Below are 14,638 nucleotides of genomic sequence, written 5' to 3'. Positions count from 1 at the left end.
GGCCCGGCCGGGCCCGCTCAGGCGAGGGCTGCGAAGGCCTCGGGAATCGCGTCCGCGACGTCGAGGGCGGCGATCGGGCGACCGCAACCCGTGGCTTCGAGATCGTGGGCCGCGACCCGCGCCGCTGCGTCGTGGAGCAGCGCTGCGGTGGCGCCCAGGGGTCCGAGCAACTCGGGATTCCGCCGCACCGCCTCGGAGTGAGCCGCGACGAGCGCACCCAGGATGCCTCCGAGAACGTCGCCGGTTCCCGCGGTCGCGAGCCAGGGAGTGGCCGGCCCCGCGGCCAGGTGCTCACCGTTCGGCGTCACACACAGTGTGATCGAGCCCTTCAGCAGCACCGTCGCCCTCAGCCGTTCTGCGAGCCGGCCGGCGGCAGCGGCGCGCGCTTCCGGGTCGCCGCCGCGGGGATCCCAGCCCTCCGGCAGTCCGCCCATGCCCGCGGCCTCCCACAGCCGCTCGAACTCGCCGCCGTGCGGTGTGAGGATCGTCGGAGCGGTGAGCCTGCGGGCGGCACCGGATCCCGCCTCTCCGTCGACGGTGACGAGATCGAGTGCGCCCGCATCGATCACGACCGGTGCCTCGCCGCGCAGCAGTTCGAGCAGGGCCGTCCGCTCGTCGGGCGAGCGGCGGCCGGGATCGGTGCCGGAGCCGACGACCCAGGCGTCGCAGGGGCGGGATCCGGGTTCGCCGAACACCGTCTCGGGGCGCGCCGCCAGCACCGCGGCCGACGGAGCGGGCAGACCGTACGGTGCGGGGGAGTCGTCGGTGGGTGCCACGTAGCGCACCATGCCGACGCCCGTACGCCACGCGGCGGAGACGCCGAGCACCGCGGCCCCGGGGTAGTGCGCCGAGCCGGTGCGCATGCCGAGCACTCCTCGCCGGTACTTGTCATCGCCGGCACCCGGGCGCGGCAGCCACTCCGCCGCGCGATCCCGTGTCCAGCGCTCGGTCACGATGCCTCGGCGCCGTTCTCAGCGCTGTGCGGGGAATCGGATCCGGATTCCCTCTGCAGCCCGTCGAGGTACTCCCGCACTGCGGCCTCGAGCGTCTCGAGCGCCTGCTCGGCCGTCTCACGGCGCCGCTGCGCGGATCCCTCGTCGCTGAAGGTGTCGAGATAGATCTTGAGCTTCGGCTCGGTGCCGCTGGGTCTGATCATCACACGTGATCCGTCGGCGAGATCGTAGCGCAGCACGTCCGCGGGAACCTCCGCGAGGCCGGGCATCAGCAGGTCCTGAGTCGATTCGATCTCGATGTCGCCGAATGCCCGAGGGGGTTCCTGTCTGACGCGGGCGGCGAGTTCGGATGCCGCAGCCATCGACGGAAGGCGCAACGTGATCTGCCCGCTCGCGAAGTGACCGAAGCGCTCGCCCGCGTCGTCGAGCAGGTCCCACAGCGTGCGTCCCTCGGCCGCGGCCTCGCGCGCCATCGCGATCGCGTCGGCGCTGGCCGAGATGCCGTCCTTGTCGCGCACGATATCGGGGTGCGTGAGGTAGCCCAGCGCCTCCTCGAACCCGAAGACGAGTCCTGGCACTCGCGATACCCACTTGAAGCCCGAGAGGGTCTCTGCGTAGCCGAGCCCGTACCCGCGAGCGACGGCGCGCAGCGCGGGGGAGGAGACGATCGTGCAGGCGAGGGCGCCCGAGACCGGGGTGCCCGCGAGCGATGCCCTGACACGCTCGCGCTCCGCGGCCCGCCAGCCGAGCAGCAGCCCGAGCTCGTTGCCGGTGAGGCGGCGGTACCCCGAGGGCTCATCGGGGTGCGGCAGCGCGAGCGCGAGGCGGTCGGCGTCGGGGTCGTGCGCGACCACGAGGTCGGCCCCGAGGCTGCGTGCCGTGCGGAAGGCGAGATCGAGCGCCCCCGGCTCCTCCGGGTTCGGGAAGGAGACCGTGGGGAACTTGCCGTCGGGCGCGTCCTGCTCGCGCACCGGGACCACCCGGGGGAGGCCTGTCGACATGAACACGCGCTGCGCGATCGCGGATCCGACGCCGTGCATCGCGGTGTACACGATCTTCAGGTCGGTGTCGGCACCGACGGTGACCCCCGGCGCTTCGGGGCGCTGGGGAAGGCCCGCGAGTACGGCCGCCGAGGTCTCGGCGACGTAGGCGTCGGCGACGCCTCGGCCCAGCACCGTGTAGGCGGTCGAGCGGGGGAGTCGCGAGACGGGCCCCTGCGCGCGCTTGTCGATGTGCGCCGCGATGAGCCCGTCGACGGGAGGAACGATCTGCGATCCCGCGTCCCCATCGCCGAGGTACACCTTGTACCCGTTGTCGCGCGGCGGATTGTGGCTCGCCGTGATCATCACGCCGGCCGAGACGTCGAGATGGCGCACGGCGAAGGCGGTGAGCGGCGTGGGGCCCGCCTCCGGCAGCAGGAAGACGCGAACACCGGCGCCCTCCATGATCTCGGCCGTGTCGCGCGCGAAGACGTCGGAGTTCACGCGGGCGTCGTAGCCGATGACGACCGACGGAGCGGCGCCCGTGCCGTCTGCCGCCGCGCGCTCGAGCAGGTAGTCGGCGAAGCCGGCGCTCGTCTGCGAGACCACCACCCGGTTCATGCGGCGGGGGCCGGCGCCGAGCCTGCCGCGCAGCCCGGCAGTGCCGAACGCGAGCCTGCCGTCGAACGCGTCCGCCAGCTCCGCGGCGGCGGTCTCATCGCCGCCCTGCGCCGCTGCGACGAGGCGCCTCGTCTCGGCCCGGGTCGCCGGGTCGATGTCGTGCTCGGCCCAGACCTCGGCCTCGGCGACGAGCGCGCGCAGCGCTTCATCGGCACGCGCGGATGCTCGGCCGCTCTTCGGCGTCCCACTGTCAGGCTGTGCCATCGCGGTCCCTCCCTTCCGCGGCGGGTGCCGCGGTGTTTTCAAGCTACCATTCCGCACCCGGTCGAAGGCTGCGGCGCCCTGACCGCCGACCCTGCGGCACCGATCTGCCTTCCAGCACACTGAAACCCGCGATTCGGTGTGCTGGAAGGCAGATCGGTGCTGCAGGGGCGGCAGGGCCGGCCCGGGGCGGGGGTGACGGAGCGGGCGAGGCGCGGAGGCGGCGGAGCGGACGGGGCGCGGACCCGGCGAGGGCGGATCACAGCAGCCCCAGCCCTCATCCCTCGGCCGGGGCCGCCGCGTCGTCGGGCTCCAGATCCCCGCAGCCGATCGCGGCCTGCACGGCGAGCCAGCACTCGGCCGTGTCCTCGATCGACGAGAGGTCGCGGTCGATGATCTTCTCGATGCGTGAGATGCGGGCGATGAGCGTCTGCCGGTGCACGAACAGCCGCTCGGCGGCGCGAACCCAGCTGCGGTTCTCCTCGAGGAACACGCGCAGGGTCTGCGTGAGCGACGTGCCGCGCTGCTCGTCGTAGGTGCGCAGCGGGCCGAGCACCTGGTTCGCGATGCGGCGCAGCTGTTCGGCGCTGCTCGGGAGGAACAGCGAGGTGGTCTCGTGCTCTCCGAAGTGCAGCACCCCGCTGGCGAGATGGTTGCGGATCAGCGCGCTGCGCGCCTGCAGCAGCGCGTTCGGCACCTCGTCGAACTCGTCGAACGGGGCGCTGGTGCCCACGCGGGTCGTCCCGGTCGCGACGGCCTCGAGCGCCGCCTCGAGGGCGTCCCCGGCCTCCGCGAGCATCAGCACCTGGTCCCCCTCGACCCTGGTGAGCGAGGGCAGGAGCCGCTGGGCGAAGGCCGCGCGCACGTGCAGGTGCAGGGCTTCGGGATCTCGATTCTGCGCGACCGCGACCAGCGCGGGGCGTCGCACGCCGTGCGGCTCGACCAGCCGCGCGGCCGTATCGGCGGGCAGCGATCCGGTGCACAGTTCCGCGAGCAGCAGGGCACCGTAACGCTGCTCGGTCTCCTGGACGAGCTTGTCGCGACTGCGCTGCACGGCCTCGGCGACGGCCATTGCGAGAGCGACGTACGGCACCTCGTGCTCCGTCGACAGCACCGGGAAGCCGATGTGCGAGGCATAGGCGAGCGCAGGCTCGGTGAACGGCGCACTCATCATCTGCTCGTCGACCGCGACGGCCGCGATCCCGACCGCCTGCATCCCCCGCAGGTACCCGCACTGCTCGTCGGTCGTGCGCGGTACGCCGATCCCGGTCGTCATCACGAGGGCTCCGTCTCCGAGCCATCGCCACGGGTCGGGCAGTTCGCACACGTGGGCCCATGTGATCGCGCGGTCCTCCCCGACGCCGGGGGTCAGCGACCTCGTGCGTACGGCTGGCAGGTCGAGCAGCGACCTCACGGTGAAGGTCATGGCTCAAGCGTACATTCGGGCGCGCGGTGCGGCGGCCGTCGCCGCGCTCACCCGCTGAACTCGCGCTCGATCGCAGCGGCGGCCCGGTACCCCGATGCGACCGCTCCCGACAGCGACTGCGCGAGACCGGTGTGCTCGCCGGCGATGGCGACGCGGCCCGCGGTGCGCTCGAAGACGTGCGCATCGGCGGCGCTCCAGTGCAACCCGGGAGCGCTGTACGAGCCACGGGCCCATGGGTCGTCGGCCCAGGTGGTGAGCAGCACGTCTCCGTCGATCTCGAGGCGGGGCCGCATCTCGTGCAGCGCGCGCACCCAGTCGTCCGGGCCCGCCTCGACTCGGAGCGCCTCGAGCGCGAACGGGCCGCCCGCGAACGAGGAGAGGGCGTCGATGCGGTGCTCGCCGTCGACCGACAATGAGCGCCACGACCACCAGGTGTGCTCGGCGTTCTGCAGCGCGATGTCGTCGTCGACCCGGGAGAGGGGCACGCCGAGCTTCGCGGCGACGCCCATGAACCGGTGGTCGAGCGCGCGCTGCTGATCCTCGGGCAGTTCGAACCCGAGCCGCAGTTCGCGCAGGATCGGCAGAGGTACGGCGAGCACCGCCGCGTCGGCGTCGATCCGCGCTCCGTCGTGCAGCGTCACCTGCACGCCCGTGGCCGACTGGTCGAGCGCCGAGATCGGATGCTCCAGGCGCACCCGGTCGCCGAGACGACGCGCGAGCTCGAGCGAGAGCGACTGGTTGCCGCCGACGAAGCGGCCGCCGTCCTCGATGTAGCCTCCCACGGTGGATGACTCGTGCAGCAGCACCGCCTCGGCGCTCACGAGGGCGGGATCGGCCGCCGCCGACGTCGTGGTGCGACGGTAGACGGGGTCGAGGCGGTAGTCGGCCCCCAGCGCTTCGGCGAACGCCCGCTCCAGAGACACCTCGCGCTCGCCGTCGTCGAGCATGCGGGCGAGCGTCGATCGCACCCGCTCGCTCGTCTCGCCCAGCTCCTCGAACGAGATCACACGTCCGTTCACGGTCCGCCTGCCGTAGCGAACGTTGTGCGACATGATCGGCACGCCCACCTCGGCGGAGAGGCGGCGGATCGCGAACTCGGTCGGGAAGATGTACTCGCCGCCGCGCTCGGTCACCTCGCCGTTGCCGAGACGCTCCGACCAGGTACGGCCGCCCACACGATCCCGAGCCTCGAGCACGGTGCACCGATGCCCGGCCTTGCTCAGCTCCCACGCGGCGGTGAGCCCGGCGAGCCCGGCTCCGACGACGACGATGTCCATTGCGTTCCTCCTCGAACGAACAGCTGATGCGGGCACTCCTGCCCGCCACCCATGCTAGGGACCGACGCGCGTCGCCGGACCCCCTTGACCGCTACTCGTGCGCGAAACCTTATGTTCGTACCACGTCGCCCGGCCTCGCCATACGAATCTATGAAAGATGCCGCCGGGCGGTAACGAAGGCGTAACGGGCCGTATGGATGTCGGAGGTGCCAGCTAGGTTCGGGAAGCGGCAGGGCTGAGATCGACCATCTCGACGATGGCGCGAGTCTGGCCACCACCATCACGATGAAGTGAGGAAGTACATGTCAATTCTCAAAGACACCAAGACGCGGCGGGGTGTTTCGCTCGTCGCAGGATCGGCGGCGCTCGCACTCGCGCTGGTCGGCTGCAGCGGCGGGGGCGGTGACGAGGAGCCCGCGCCCGAGCGCGATCTCGGCACCCCGGTCGCGGGCGAGATCAAGGAGGGCGCACTCGAAGGAGTGACGCTCACGTTCGCCGGATCCGGCGGCGTGTTCCAGGACGGGCAGACCGAGGCGCTGTGGAACCCGTTCGCCGAGGCATCCGGCGCCGAGTTCAATCAGGACGCGTTCGATGCAGGCAAGCTCAAGGCCATGGTCGACAGCGGCAATGTCAGCTGGGACATCGTGAACACGACCCAGTTCGACACCGCGCGCGGCTGCGGCACGCTCTACGAGAAGTACGACTACTCGCAGATCGACACCTCGAAAATCCCCGAGGGCACCATCACCGACGACTGCATGGTGCCGCAGATCCTCTACGGCCTCGTCCTCGTCTACAACACCGACAAGTTCGGCGACAATCCGCCGACGAGCGCGGCCGACTTCTTCGACACCGAGAAGTTCCCGGGCAAGCGCACCGTGAGCCAGTCGACCTACGTCGATCCGCAGACTGTCGAGTTCGCGCTGACCGCCCAGGGTAAGGACGTGAAGAATCTGAAGCCCGAGGACATCGAGGGCGCCTTCGACATGTACCGCGACCTCGGCGACGACGTGATCGGCTGGACCACGGGCGCGCAGGCGCAGCAGCAGCTCGAGGCGGGCGAGGCCGTGATGGGTCTCGTCTGGTCGGGTCGCGGCTATGGCGCAGCCAACGCCGGGGCGCCGGTCGCTCCGATGTGGGACGAGTGGATGATCATGGTCGACTCGAACGGCATCCCCAAGGGTGTCAAGGACAAGCAGGCCGCCTTCGCGGCGGTGAACTACTCGATCGGCGCCGAGCAGCAGGCGAAGATGACCGAGCTCACCTCCTACGGCGGGGTGAACGTCGATGCGAAGCCCGAGATGGACGAGCTGCTCACCCAGTGGATGACGACCGAGCACCTCGACACCGGCATCGCGCCGAACGTCGACTTCTGGGTCGAGAACTACGACGCGCTCGCGGCCGCCTGGGCCGGTTGGGCGACCGGGAACTAGCCCATGAGCGAGGGCACCGTCACCGAGGCCATCGCGGTCTCCGGTGCGGATGCCGGGCGGCGGAAGCGGGGGCCGAGGAATTGGCGCCCGCTTCTGCTGCTGATCCCGGCATTCGTGATCGTCTCCCTGTTCTTCCTGGCGCCGTTGGTGGATGTGTTCATCCGCTCGATCACGGATCCGCAGCTGGGAGCGCAGAACTACGTCTGGCTGTTCACCACTGAAGCCAACCTCAACGTGGTGCTGCGCACCTTCGGCACCGCGATCCTCGTCACCATCGTGTGCCTGCTGCTCGCGTACCCGTACGCCTATCTGATGACCATCGTGTCCGATCGCACGCGCAACGTCATGCAGCTGTTCATCATGATGCCGCTGTGGACGTCGATCCTGGTGCGCACGCTCGCCTGGATGGTGCTGCTGCAGGACACGGGCCCGATCAACGGGCTGCTGGCGGCGTGGTTCGGGATCGGACCCATTCCCCTGATCCGCACCACCTTCGGCGTGGCGCTCGGCATGTGCCAGGTGCTGCTGCCGTTCATGGTGCTGCCGCTGTACTCGTCGATGGCGAAGATCGACAAGCGGCTGCTGCCGGCCGCGTCGAACCTGGGCGCGAACCCGGTGACGGCGTTCTTCACCGTGTATCTGCCGCTCTCGCGGCCCGGCATCTTCTCAGGCGGGGTGACCGTGTTCATCCTCGGCCTCGGCTTCTACATCATCCCCGCCCTGCTGGGCTCTTCGAAGGAGATCATGATCTCGGCGCTCATTCAGCAGCAGATCAGCGTGTTCCTGATGTGGGGCCAGGGCACCGCGCTCGGCATCTTCCTGCTGGTGTGCACGATCCTCATCCTCGTCGTCGTCTCGAGATTCAACCGGGGCGGCAGCCTCTTCCCGGGGGTGAACCGATGACTTCCAAACGCATCCTCGGGGCGTTCTCGGTGCTGATCGTACTGTGGCTGATCGTGCCGACGCTCATCATCATCCCGATGTCGTTCAACGAGGCGTCGTCGTTCAACTTCCCGCCGAAGGGGTTCTCGACGCGATGGTACGAGAACTTCGTCACCGACCCGTCGTGGCTGCAGGCACTGGGATCATCGCTGCAGGTCGCCGTGCTCACGATGATCGTGGCGACCGCGGTGGGCGTGCTCGCAGCGCTGGGCCTGTCGAAGGTGAAGTTCAGGGGCAAGGGGCTCATGGAGGGCTACTTCCTGCTGCCGTTGATCGTGCCCGGCATCGTGCTCGCCGTCGGCCTGTACTCGCTGTTCCTGCGCATGGATCTGCTGGGCACGCTGCCCGGATTCGTGCTCGCGCACACCATCGTGTCGATGCCGCTGGTGATCACGAACGTGATGGCCTCGCTGCAGGGCCTGGATCCGCGGCTGGAGCAGGCGTCGGCGACCCTGGGCGCGGGCCGGGTGCGCACGTTCTTCAGCATCACCCTGCCGCTGATCGCGCCGGGTGTGACGGCGGGGGCGCTGTTCGCGTTCGTCACCTCGTTCGACGAGGTGATCCTGTCGCTGTTCATCCAGTCCCCGACCTTGCAGACGCTGCCCGTGAAGATCTTCAACAGCGTCACCCAGACCAATGACCCCACTGTGGCCGCGGTGGCGGTGATCACGATGTTCACCTCGGTGATCGTGATGCTCGTCGCGCAGTTCGCCACGAGGAAGAGAAAGCGACCGGTAGCGTGAACGCTATGACTCACAACGAGATCCCCGTGCCCGACGAGCACGAGCAGCAGCTGAGGGCCGGGGGGTTGAACACCTCGGCGATCCACCAGATCGGCGACGCCGGCATCAGCCTGAACGGGGTGACCAAGCGCTACGGCGACAAGGCCGTCGTCGACGAGATCGATCTCGTGATCGAGCCGGGGGAGTTCATGACCTTCCTCGGCCCCTCGGGTTCGGGCAAGACGACGACCCTCAACATGATCGCCGGGTTCACCTCGGTCACCGAGGGGCACCTGCACATCTACGGCAAGCCCGTGGCGAAGCTGCCCCCGCACAAGCGCGACATCGGCATGGTGTTCCAGAACTACGCCCTGTTCCCGCACAAGACGGTGGCCGAGAACATCGCCTACCCGCTGCAGCGCCGCAAGATCGGCAAGGAGCAGCAGAGGAAGATGGTGGCCGACGCCCTCGGCATGGTGCGCATGGGCGACTACGGCGACCGCTACCCGTCCGAGCTCTCGGGTGGTCAGCAGCAGCGCGTCGCCCTCGCGCGAGCGCTCGTCTACGAGCCGCGGGTGCTGCTCATGGACGAGCCCCTCGGCGCCCTCGACAAGAAGCTGCGCGAGTGGCTGCAAGGCGAGATCAAGCGCATCCACCGGGAGGTGGGCTCCACGTTCGTGTACGTCACGCACGATCAGGAGGAGGCGCTGTCGATGTCGGATCGGATCGCCGTGTTCAACAACGGCCGGATCGAGCAGGTGGGCACGTCCGAGGACCTGTACGAGGCGCCGCAGACGCTGTTCGTCGGGCGCTTCCTCGGGGAGTCGACCGTGCTGCTCGGCAAGGGCGTGAAGGAGGGAGACCGCCGCACCGCGATCGAGGTCGCCGGTCACCGCGTGGTCGCCGACGGCCAGTCCGAGCACGAGGATCTCGCGATCCTCATCCGACCCGAGAACCTGCGCCTCGAGACCGCGGGCACCCCCGTGGGCGAGAACGAGAACTCCATCCCGGTTACGATCACCGATGTCACCTACCTGGGGGCGTCGCGCCGCTACTCCGTGCGCCTGCCCGACGGCACCGAGGGTGCGGTGCGGCTCGGGCAGGAGGCGAGGATCCACAACCGCGGCGACGAGGTCGCGATGATGTGGAGCATCCCCGCGGGGGTGCTGCTCGTGGACACCGGCGAGGCAGGCGAGTCGACGACGTAGCTCCAGGCGGGACACCGCTCGCTGAGCTTGCCGCAGGGAGCGGAGTGGACAGGCGGCGTTCCAACCGGCTCAGGATGCGCCGAAAGGCGGATTTCGCAGGTGCTTCTCGAAGATCACCTGCGAAATCCGCCTCTCGACGCCTATGAAGGGGGCGGATCAGGCCTCCATGTCGACGTCCTTGGTCTCCGGCGTCAGGATGAGCGAGATGAGCGTCAACACCGCCGCCCCGGTGAGGTAGAAGCCGACCAGCACCGGGCTGCCGTCGGCGAGGCCCCACAGCCACACCGCGACGATGGGGGCGAGTGCCGCGCCGAGGATCGACGAGACGTTGTAGGCCACGGCCGATCCCGTGTACCGCACGTTGGTCGGGAACATCTCGGGCAGGAACGCCCCCATCGGGCCGAAGGTGAGGCCCATGAGCGTGAAGCCGAGCGCCAGGAAGAACATCACGGTCGCCGTGCCGCCGCCCAGCAGCGGCACGAAGGTGAACCCGAAGAGCGCGATCGCCGCGGTGACGGTGATGAGGGTGCGGCGCCGCCCGAAGCGGTCGGCCAGCGGACCCGAGACGAGCGTGAAGATGCCGAAGAAGACGACCCCGAACACGAGCATCAGAATGAACTCGTTGTAGCTGTAGCCCAGCCCCGGCACGTAGTCGGCCGCGTCGAAGGGTGCGCCCGCCGCTTCAGCGGCGCTCTGCGCGGCTTCGAGACCGGGGCGCGTGCCGAAGGTGAGCGTGTACGACGTCATCAGGTAGAACAGCACATAGGTCGCGAGCATGGCGAAGGTGCCGAGGATGAGGCCCCGCCAGTGGTGCTTGAAGGCCTCGGCGAGCGGCATGCGCGTGACCTTGCCGCTCTGCTTGGCGCTCTCGAATGCGCTCGACTCGACGAGGCGGAGTCGCACCCAGAGGCCGATGATCACCATGATCGCCGAGAACAGGAAGGGCACCCGCCAGCCCCAGCTGAGGAAGGCCTCGGATGCGACGCCCGGGTGCGCGGGATCGGCCAGCGCGTTGTTGATCACGAAGAACAGCATGTTGGCGATGATGAAGCCGAGGGGCGCGCCCAGCTGGGGGAAGGTGCCGTACCAGGCCCGCTTGCCCTGAGGCGCGTTCTCCGTGGCGACGAGTGCGGCGCCCGACCACTCCCCGCCGATGGCGAAACCCTGCGCGAGGCGCAGTACGAGCAGCAGCACCGCGGCCCAGACCCCGATGTTCTCGTGAGTCGGCAGCAGCCCGATGAGGAAGGTCGCGATGCCCATGGTGAGCAGCGACGCGACGAGGGTGGTCTTCCGGCCGAGCCGGTCGCCCAGGTGCCCGAAGAAGACGGCGCCCACCGGGCGGGCGAGCATCGCGGCGCCGAAGGTCGCGAAGGAGGCGATGAGCGCGGTGGTGTCGTTGCCCGTGGGGAAGAAGAGGACCGGGAACACGAGCACGGCCGCGGTCGCGTAGACGTAGAAATCGTAGAACTCGATCGTGGTGCCGATGAGGCTTGCGAGGACGACGCGCGACGGCTTGTTGCGGGGCGCGGCGCCCGGTCGAGTGGGTGTGGCGGAGGTGGCGGACAAGATTGGAGCAGCTTTCGATTGCGGTGATGCGCCGGCCACGCAACGTCGTTGTGGTGTCGATGGCTCAGCGCCATTGACTGTGCAGCGCCCTTGTGAGGAGCCGGAAACCAGTGTACGCCCCGTCGAGAGGGGAAATGGGATAGGCATTAGAAACGGGGATTGTTGACAATATCGTGAGCGCCCGACCGAAACGCATACTGAATCCGTTGCGAAAGATGCTCCAGGGGAGCCGGATCGGTATCGTGGAGATCGCGGGTCCAAAGCATTTCTTGGATCCGACGCACTCGCGAGCGATGGAGTATCGAAGATGATCAACGGCAACGTGTCCCACTGGTGGCAGCAGATCGGCGCCCCGAAGCCGCGCCCGGAGCTGCCGGGGAACCTCACCGCCGACGTGGCGATCGTGGGCGCCGGCTACACCGGCCTCTGGACCGCGTACTACCTCAAGCAGGCCCGGCCCGAGCTTCGGGTCGTGATGCTCGAGCAGCGCCACGCCGGGTACGGCGCCTCCGGTCGGAACGGCGGCTGGCTCACGGCTGCGATCACCGGGGGCCGTGAGCAGTACGTCAAGACCCACGGGCGCGACGCCGCGGAGCGCTTCCAGCGCGCCATGAACGAGACCGTCGACGAGGTGATCCGCGTCACCGAGGCCGAGGGCATCGAGGCCGACATCAAGAAGGGCGGCGAGTTCAACGTCGCCTACACGCCGGCCCAGGAAGCGCGGATCCGCGCGTTCGCGGAGGCCGAGCAGACCTGGCGGTACACGGACCTCGAACTGCTCGAAGCGCCGGAGGCGCAGGCGAAGATCAATGTCGCGAACACTCGCGCGGCGGTGTGGCACCCGCACGCCGCGCGTATCCAACCCGCGAAGCTCGCCGCCGGGCTCGCCGACGCGGTCGAGCGGTTCGGAGTCGAGATCTACGAGCGCACCCGCGTCGTCGAGATCGAGCCCCACCGGGTGCGCACCACGCACGGCACGGTTTCCGCCGAGTACGTGGTGCGGGCGACCGAGGGGTTCACCGCCAATCTCAAGGGCCTGCACCGGCTCTGGCTCCCCATGAACTCCTCGCTCATCGCGACCGAACCGCTCTCGGCCGAGGTGTGGGAGGAGCTGAACTGGAGCCGGGGCGAGGTGCTCGGCGATTTCGCGCATGTCTACATGTACGCGCAGCGCACGGCCGACGACCGGATCGCGATCGGCGGGCGCGGCGTGCCCTACAAGTTCGGCTCGAAGACCGACACCGACGGCCAGACCCCGCTCGTGACTGTCGACACGCTGAGCGAGATCCTGCACCGCTTCTTCCCATCGACCCGGGGTGCGGCCATCGACCACGTCTGGTCCGGTGTGCTGGGCGTGCCGCGCGACTGGGCCGCGACGGTCGGGCTCGACCGCGAGACCGGCATCGCGTGGGGCGGAGGCTACGTCGGCACCGGTGTGACCTCGACCAACCTGGCAGGTCGCACCATCACCGATCTCATCCTCGGCGACGACACCGAGATCGCCTCGTTGCCCTGGGTGAACCACCGCGTGCGCAAGTGGGAGCCGGAGCCGCTGCGCTGGATCGCGACGAAGGGCCTCTACGCGGCCTACGGCGTCGCCGACCGTGCCGAGCTCGCGGGTCGCGCGAAGACCTCGCCCATCGCGCACGTCGCCGACGTCATCACCGGCCGGCACTGATCCGCCGCCGCCCACCAAGAGACCCGAAGGAACCCATGAGCCACACCGTCCTCACCCACGCTGCCCACGACACGGCCGCAGCCGATCTCGGCGCCCACGCACCCAAGCCGACAGCCCTCACCGACGCCCTGACAGAGGCCTCGACGACCATCTGGTCGGGAGACCGCATCGACACGGGCCTCTGGGAGTGCACGCCGGGTGTCTTCACGGCCGAGCGCAACGGCTACACCGAGATCTGCACGATCCTCGCGGGTCGGGTCACGATCGAGGTCGAGGGGCAGGCGCCCGAGGAGTTCGGCCCGGGCGACGTGATGGTCATGCCCTCCGGATGGAAGGGCGTCTGGCGCGTGCACGAACCGCTGCGCAAGCACTTCACCACGATCGACGACTGAGGACGCGGATCATGAGCAATCGCGCGATCGTCGTCGGCGGGGGAGCCTGGGGCCTGCCGGCCGCGCTGCAACTGCAGGATCGGGGCTGGGATGTCACGCTGCTCGAGCGCTTCGAGCCGGGCGGCCCGTACGCCTCGAACGGCGGCAGTTCCCGCCTGTGGCGTCTCGCCGACACGCAGGTGTGGCGCGCCCGCGCGATGCTCGGCACGCTCGCCGCGATGGAGCGGCTGAGCGAGCGGCTGGGCGAACCCGTCTTCCGCCGCGCCGGGCTCCTGTGGCGCGATGACCTGTCGCTGCCCGCGGTGGCAGAGGCGCTCACGGCGATCGACCAGCCGGTCGAGCAGATCGAGGCTGAGCGCGTCGCCGAAGCCTTCCCGGGGCTGCGGCCGGACGGGCGCGACGCGCTGTTCGTCGAGCAGGGCGGCGTGGTGCACGCCGATCGATTGCTGCGGGGCGCGCTCGCGGCATTCGTCGCGGCGGGAGGCGACTACCGTCCTCGCTCCCGTGTGGTCGGGATCGCGCCCGCGGAGCGCTCGGTGCGCGTCGATCTCGCCGACGGGGAGAGCATCGAGGGGGATCAGGCTCTCGTCAGCGCGGGCCCGGGCACGGCCGAACTGCTGCCCGGCCTCGACCTCTCGCTGCCGCTCACGCCGTACATCGAGCAGGTGGTGTACCTCGGCGATCCGCGGGTCTCGCCCCCGGCCCCGGACCTGCCCGGCCTCGTCGACTGCCCCATCGGCGACGAGCCGGGCATCTACGCGATGCCGAACGGCGACGCCGGGTACAAGGTCGGTCTCGATCACCCGCTCCGCCGGCTCCACGACGGCACCCTCGGAGACGATCTCGACCGGGAGGAGCGGCCGGAGCGCACCGAGGTGATCCGCGCCCGCGTCGAGCGCGACCTCACCGCGATCACGCCCCGCGTGCTCGGCGCACAGGTCTGCACCTGGACCGACTCGGGCGACGGGGACTTCGTCATCGGCCGCACCCACCCGAGCGTTGTGCTCGCCTGCGGCGATTCGGGCGAGGGCTTCAAATACGCGGCGTTCATGGGGGAGTACCTGGCCGACCTCGTCGAGGGAGGGACGGGGGATGCGGAGTTCCAGCAGCACTGGAACCCGCTTCGCTTCGGAGACATGGCGCCCCGCGAGGGTATCAGCGCCATCGGCAGGCACTGAG

General features: G+C 69.6%; 12 protein-coding genes. 7 read left to right on the top strand and 5 right to left on the bottom strand.

The genetic code is table 11. From position 1 onward, the window contains the following. Nucleotides 1-17: 17 nt before the first annotated feature. The 4 genes from KVY00_RS07695 to KVY00_RS07680 all read right to left on the bottom strand — a co-directional run bounded on the left by KVY00_RS07695 (nt 18) and on the right by KVY00_RS07680 (nt 5,554). Complete coding sequence (locus tag KVY00_RS07695) at nt 18-953, bottom strand: ADP-dependent NAD(P)H-hydrate dehydratase (RefSeq protein WP_255572828.1); 936 nt, start codon at nt 951-953, stop codon at nt 18-20. Then, entirely contained in the window at nt 950-2,818 is a 1,869-nt protein-coding gene (locus KVY00_RS07690) for a phospho-sugar mutase (RefSeq protein WP_223045086.1), read from the bottom strand. The genes KVY00_RS07695 and KVY00_RS07690 overlap by 4 nt, the downstream gene beginning before the upstream one ends. Nucleotides 2,819-3,092: 274 nt before the next feature. Further along, the gene (locus KVY00_RS07685; RefSeq protein ID WP_223045085.1) at nt 3,093-4,241 is read right to left on the bottom strand and encodes a PucR family transcriptional regulator; all 1,149 of its coding nucleotides are present in this window, start codon (nt 4,239-4,241) and stop codon (nt 3,093-3,095) included. A 47-nt stretch (nt 4,242-4,288) separates the two neighbouring features. Continuing rightward, nucleotides 4,289-5,554 (bottom strand): flavin monoamine oxidase family protein, encoded by a 1,266-nt coding sequence (locus KVY00_RS07680; RefSeq protein WP_394358276.1) that lies wholly within the window; start codon nt 5,552-5,554, stop codon nt 4,289-4,291. Nucleotides 5,555-5,820: 266 nt separating this feature from the next. On the opposite strand from KVY00_RS07680, the gene KVY00_RS07675 reads away from it, so the two are divergent. From KVY00_RS07675 to KVY00_RS07660, 4 genes are read left to right on the top strand one after another with little or no spacing between them, the layout of a single operon-like run. Then, entirely contained in the window at nt 5,821-6,951 is a 1,131-nt protein-coding gene (locus tag KVY00_RS07675; protein ID WP_223045083.1) for an extracellular solute-binding protein, read from the top strand. A gap of 3 nt (nt 6,952-6,954) precedes the next feature. Next, on the top strand, nt 6,955-7,854 hold the full coding sequence (locus tag KVY00_RS07670) for an ABC transporter permease (protein WP_223045082.1): 900 nt from the start codon (nt 6,955-6,957) through the stop codon (nt 7,852-7,854). Continuing rightward, on the top strand, nt 7,851-8,636 hold the full coding sequence (locus KVY00_RS07665) for an ABC transporter permease (protein WP_223045081.1): 786 nt from the start codon (nt 7,851-7,853) through the stop codon (nt 8,634-8,636). Before KVY00_RS07670 ends, KVY00_RS07665 begins: the two co-directional genes overlap by 4 nt. 5 nt (nt 8,637-8,641) lie before the next feature. Further along, complete coding sequence (locus KVY00_RS07660) at nt 8,642-9,823, top strand: ABC transporter ATP-binding protein (RefSeq protein ID WP_223045080.1); 1,182 nt, start codon at nt 8,642-8,644, stop codon at nt 9,821-9,823. Nucleotides 9,824-9,979: 156 nt separating this feature from the next. Here the strand turns inward: KVY00_RS07660 and KVY00_RS07655 are convergent, their stop codons facing one another. Next, nucleotides 9,980-11,389 carry an MFS transporter gene (locus tag KVY00_RS07655; RefSeq protein WP_223045079.1) on the bottom strand — a complete coding sequence of 470 codons (1,410 nt, stop codon included), beginning with the start codon at nt 11,387-11,389 and terminating at the stop codon, nt 9,980-9,982. A gap of 307 nt (nt 11,390-11,696) precedes the next feature. Between KVY00_RS07655 and KVY00_RS07650 the strand changes: the two genes are divergently transcribed. From KVY00_RS07650 to KVY00_RS07640, 3 genes are read left to right on the top strand one after another with little or no spacing between them, the layout of a single operon-like run. Next, nucleotides 11,697-13,067, top strand: coding sequence for an NAD(P)/FAD-dependent oxidoreductase (locus tag KVY00_RS07650; protein WP_223045078.1), 1,371 nt, complete (start codon nt 11,697-11,699; stop codon nt 13,065-13,067). 35 nt (nt 13,068-13,102) lie between these two features. After that, nucleotides 13,103-13,459: a cupin domain-containing protein gene (locus KVY00_RS07645; protein ID WP_223045077.1), complete on the top strand. Its 357-nt coding sequence runs from the start codon at nt 13,103-13,105 to the stop codon at nt 13,457-13,459. Nucleotides 13,460-13,470: 11 nt separating this feature from the next. Then, nucleotides 13,471-14,637 (top strand): FAD-dependent oxidoreductase, encoded by a 1,167-nt coding sequence (locus KVY00_RS07640; RefSeq protein WP_223045076.1) that lies wholly within the window; start codon nt 13,471-13,473, stop codon nt 14,635-14,637. The last annotated feature ends 1 nt before the right edge of the window (nt 14,638 follow it).

Origin of the sequence: Leucobacter tenebrionis, from assembly GCF_019884725.1 — a bacterium.
Classification (GTDB): Bacteria; Actinomycetota; Actinomycetes; order Actinomycetales; family Microbacteriaceae; genus Leucobacter; species Leucobacter tenebrionis.
The sequence above is the reverse complement of the archived record's forward strand: the minus strand, read 5'-3'. Positions and strand labels throughout refer to the sequence as shown.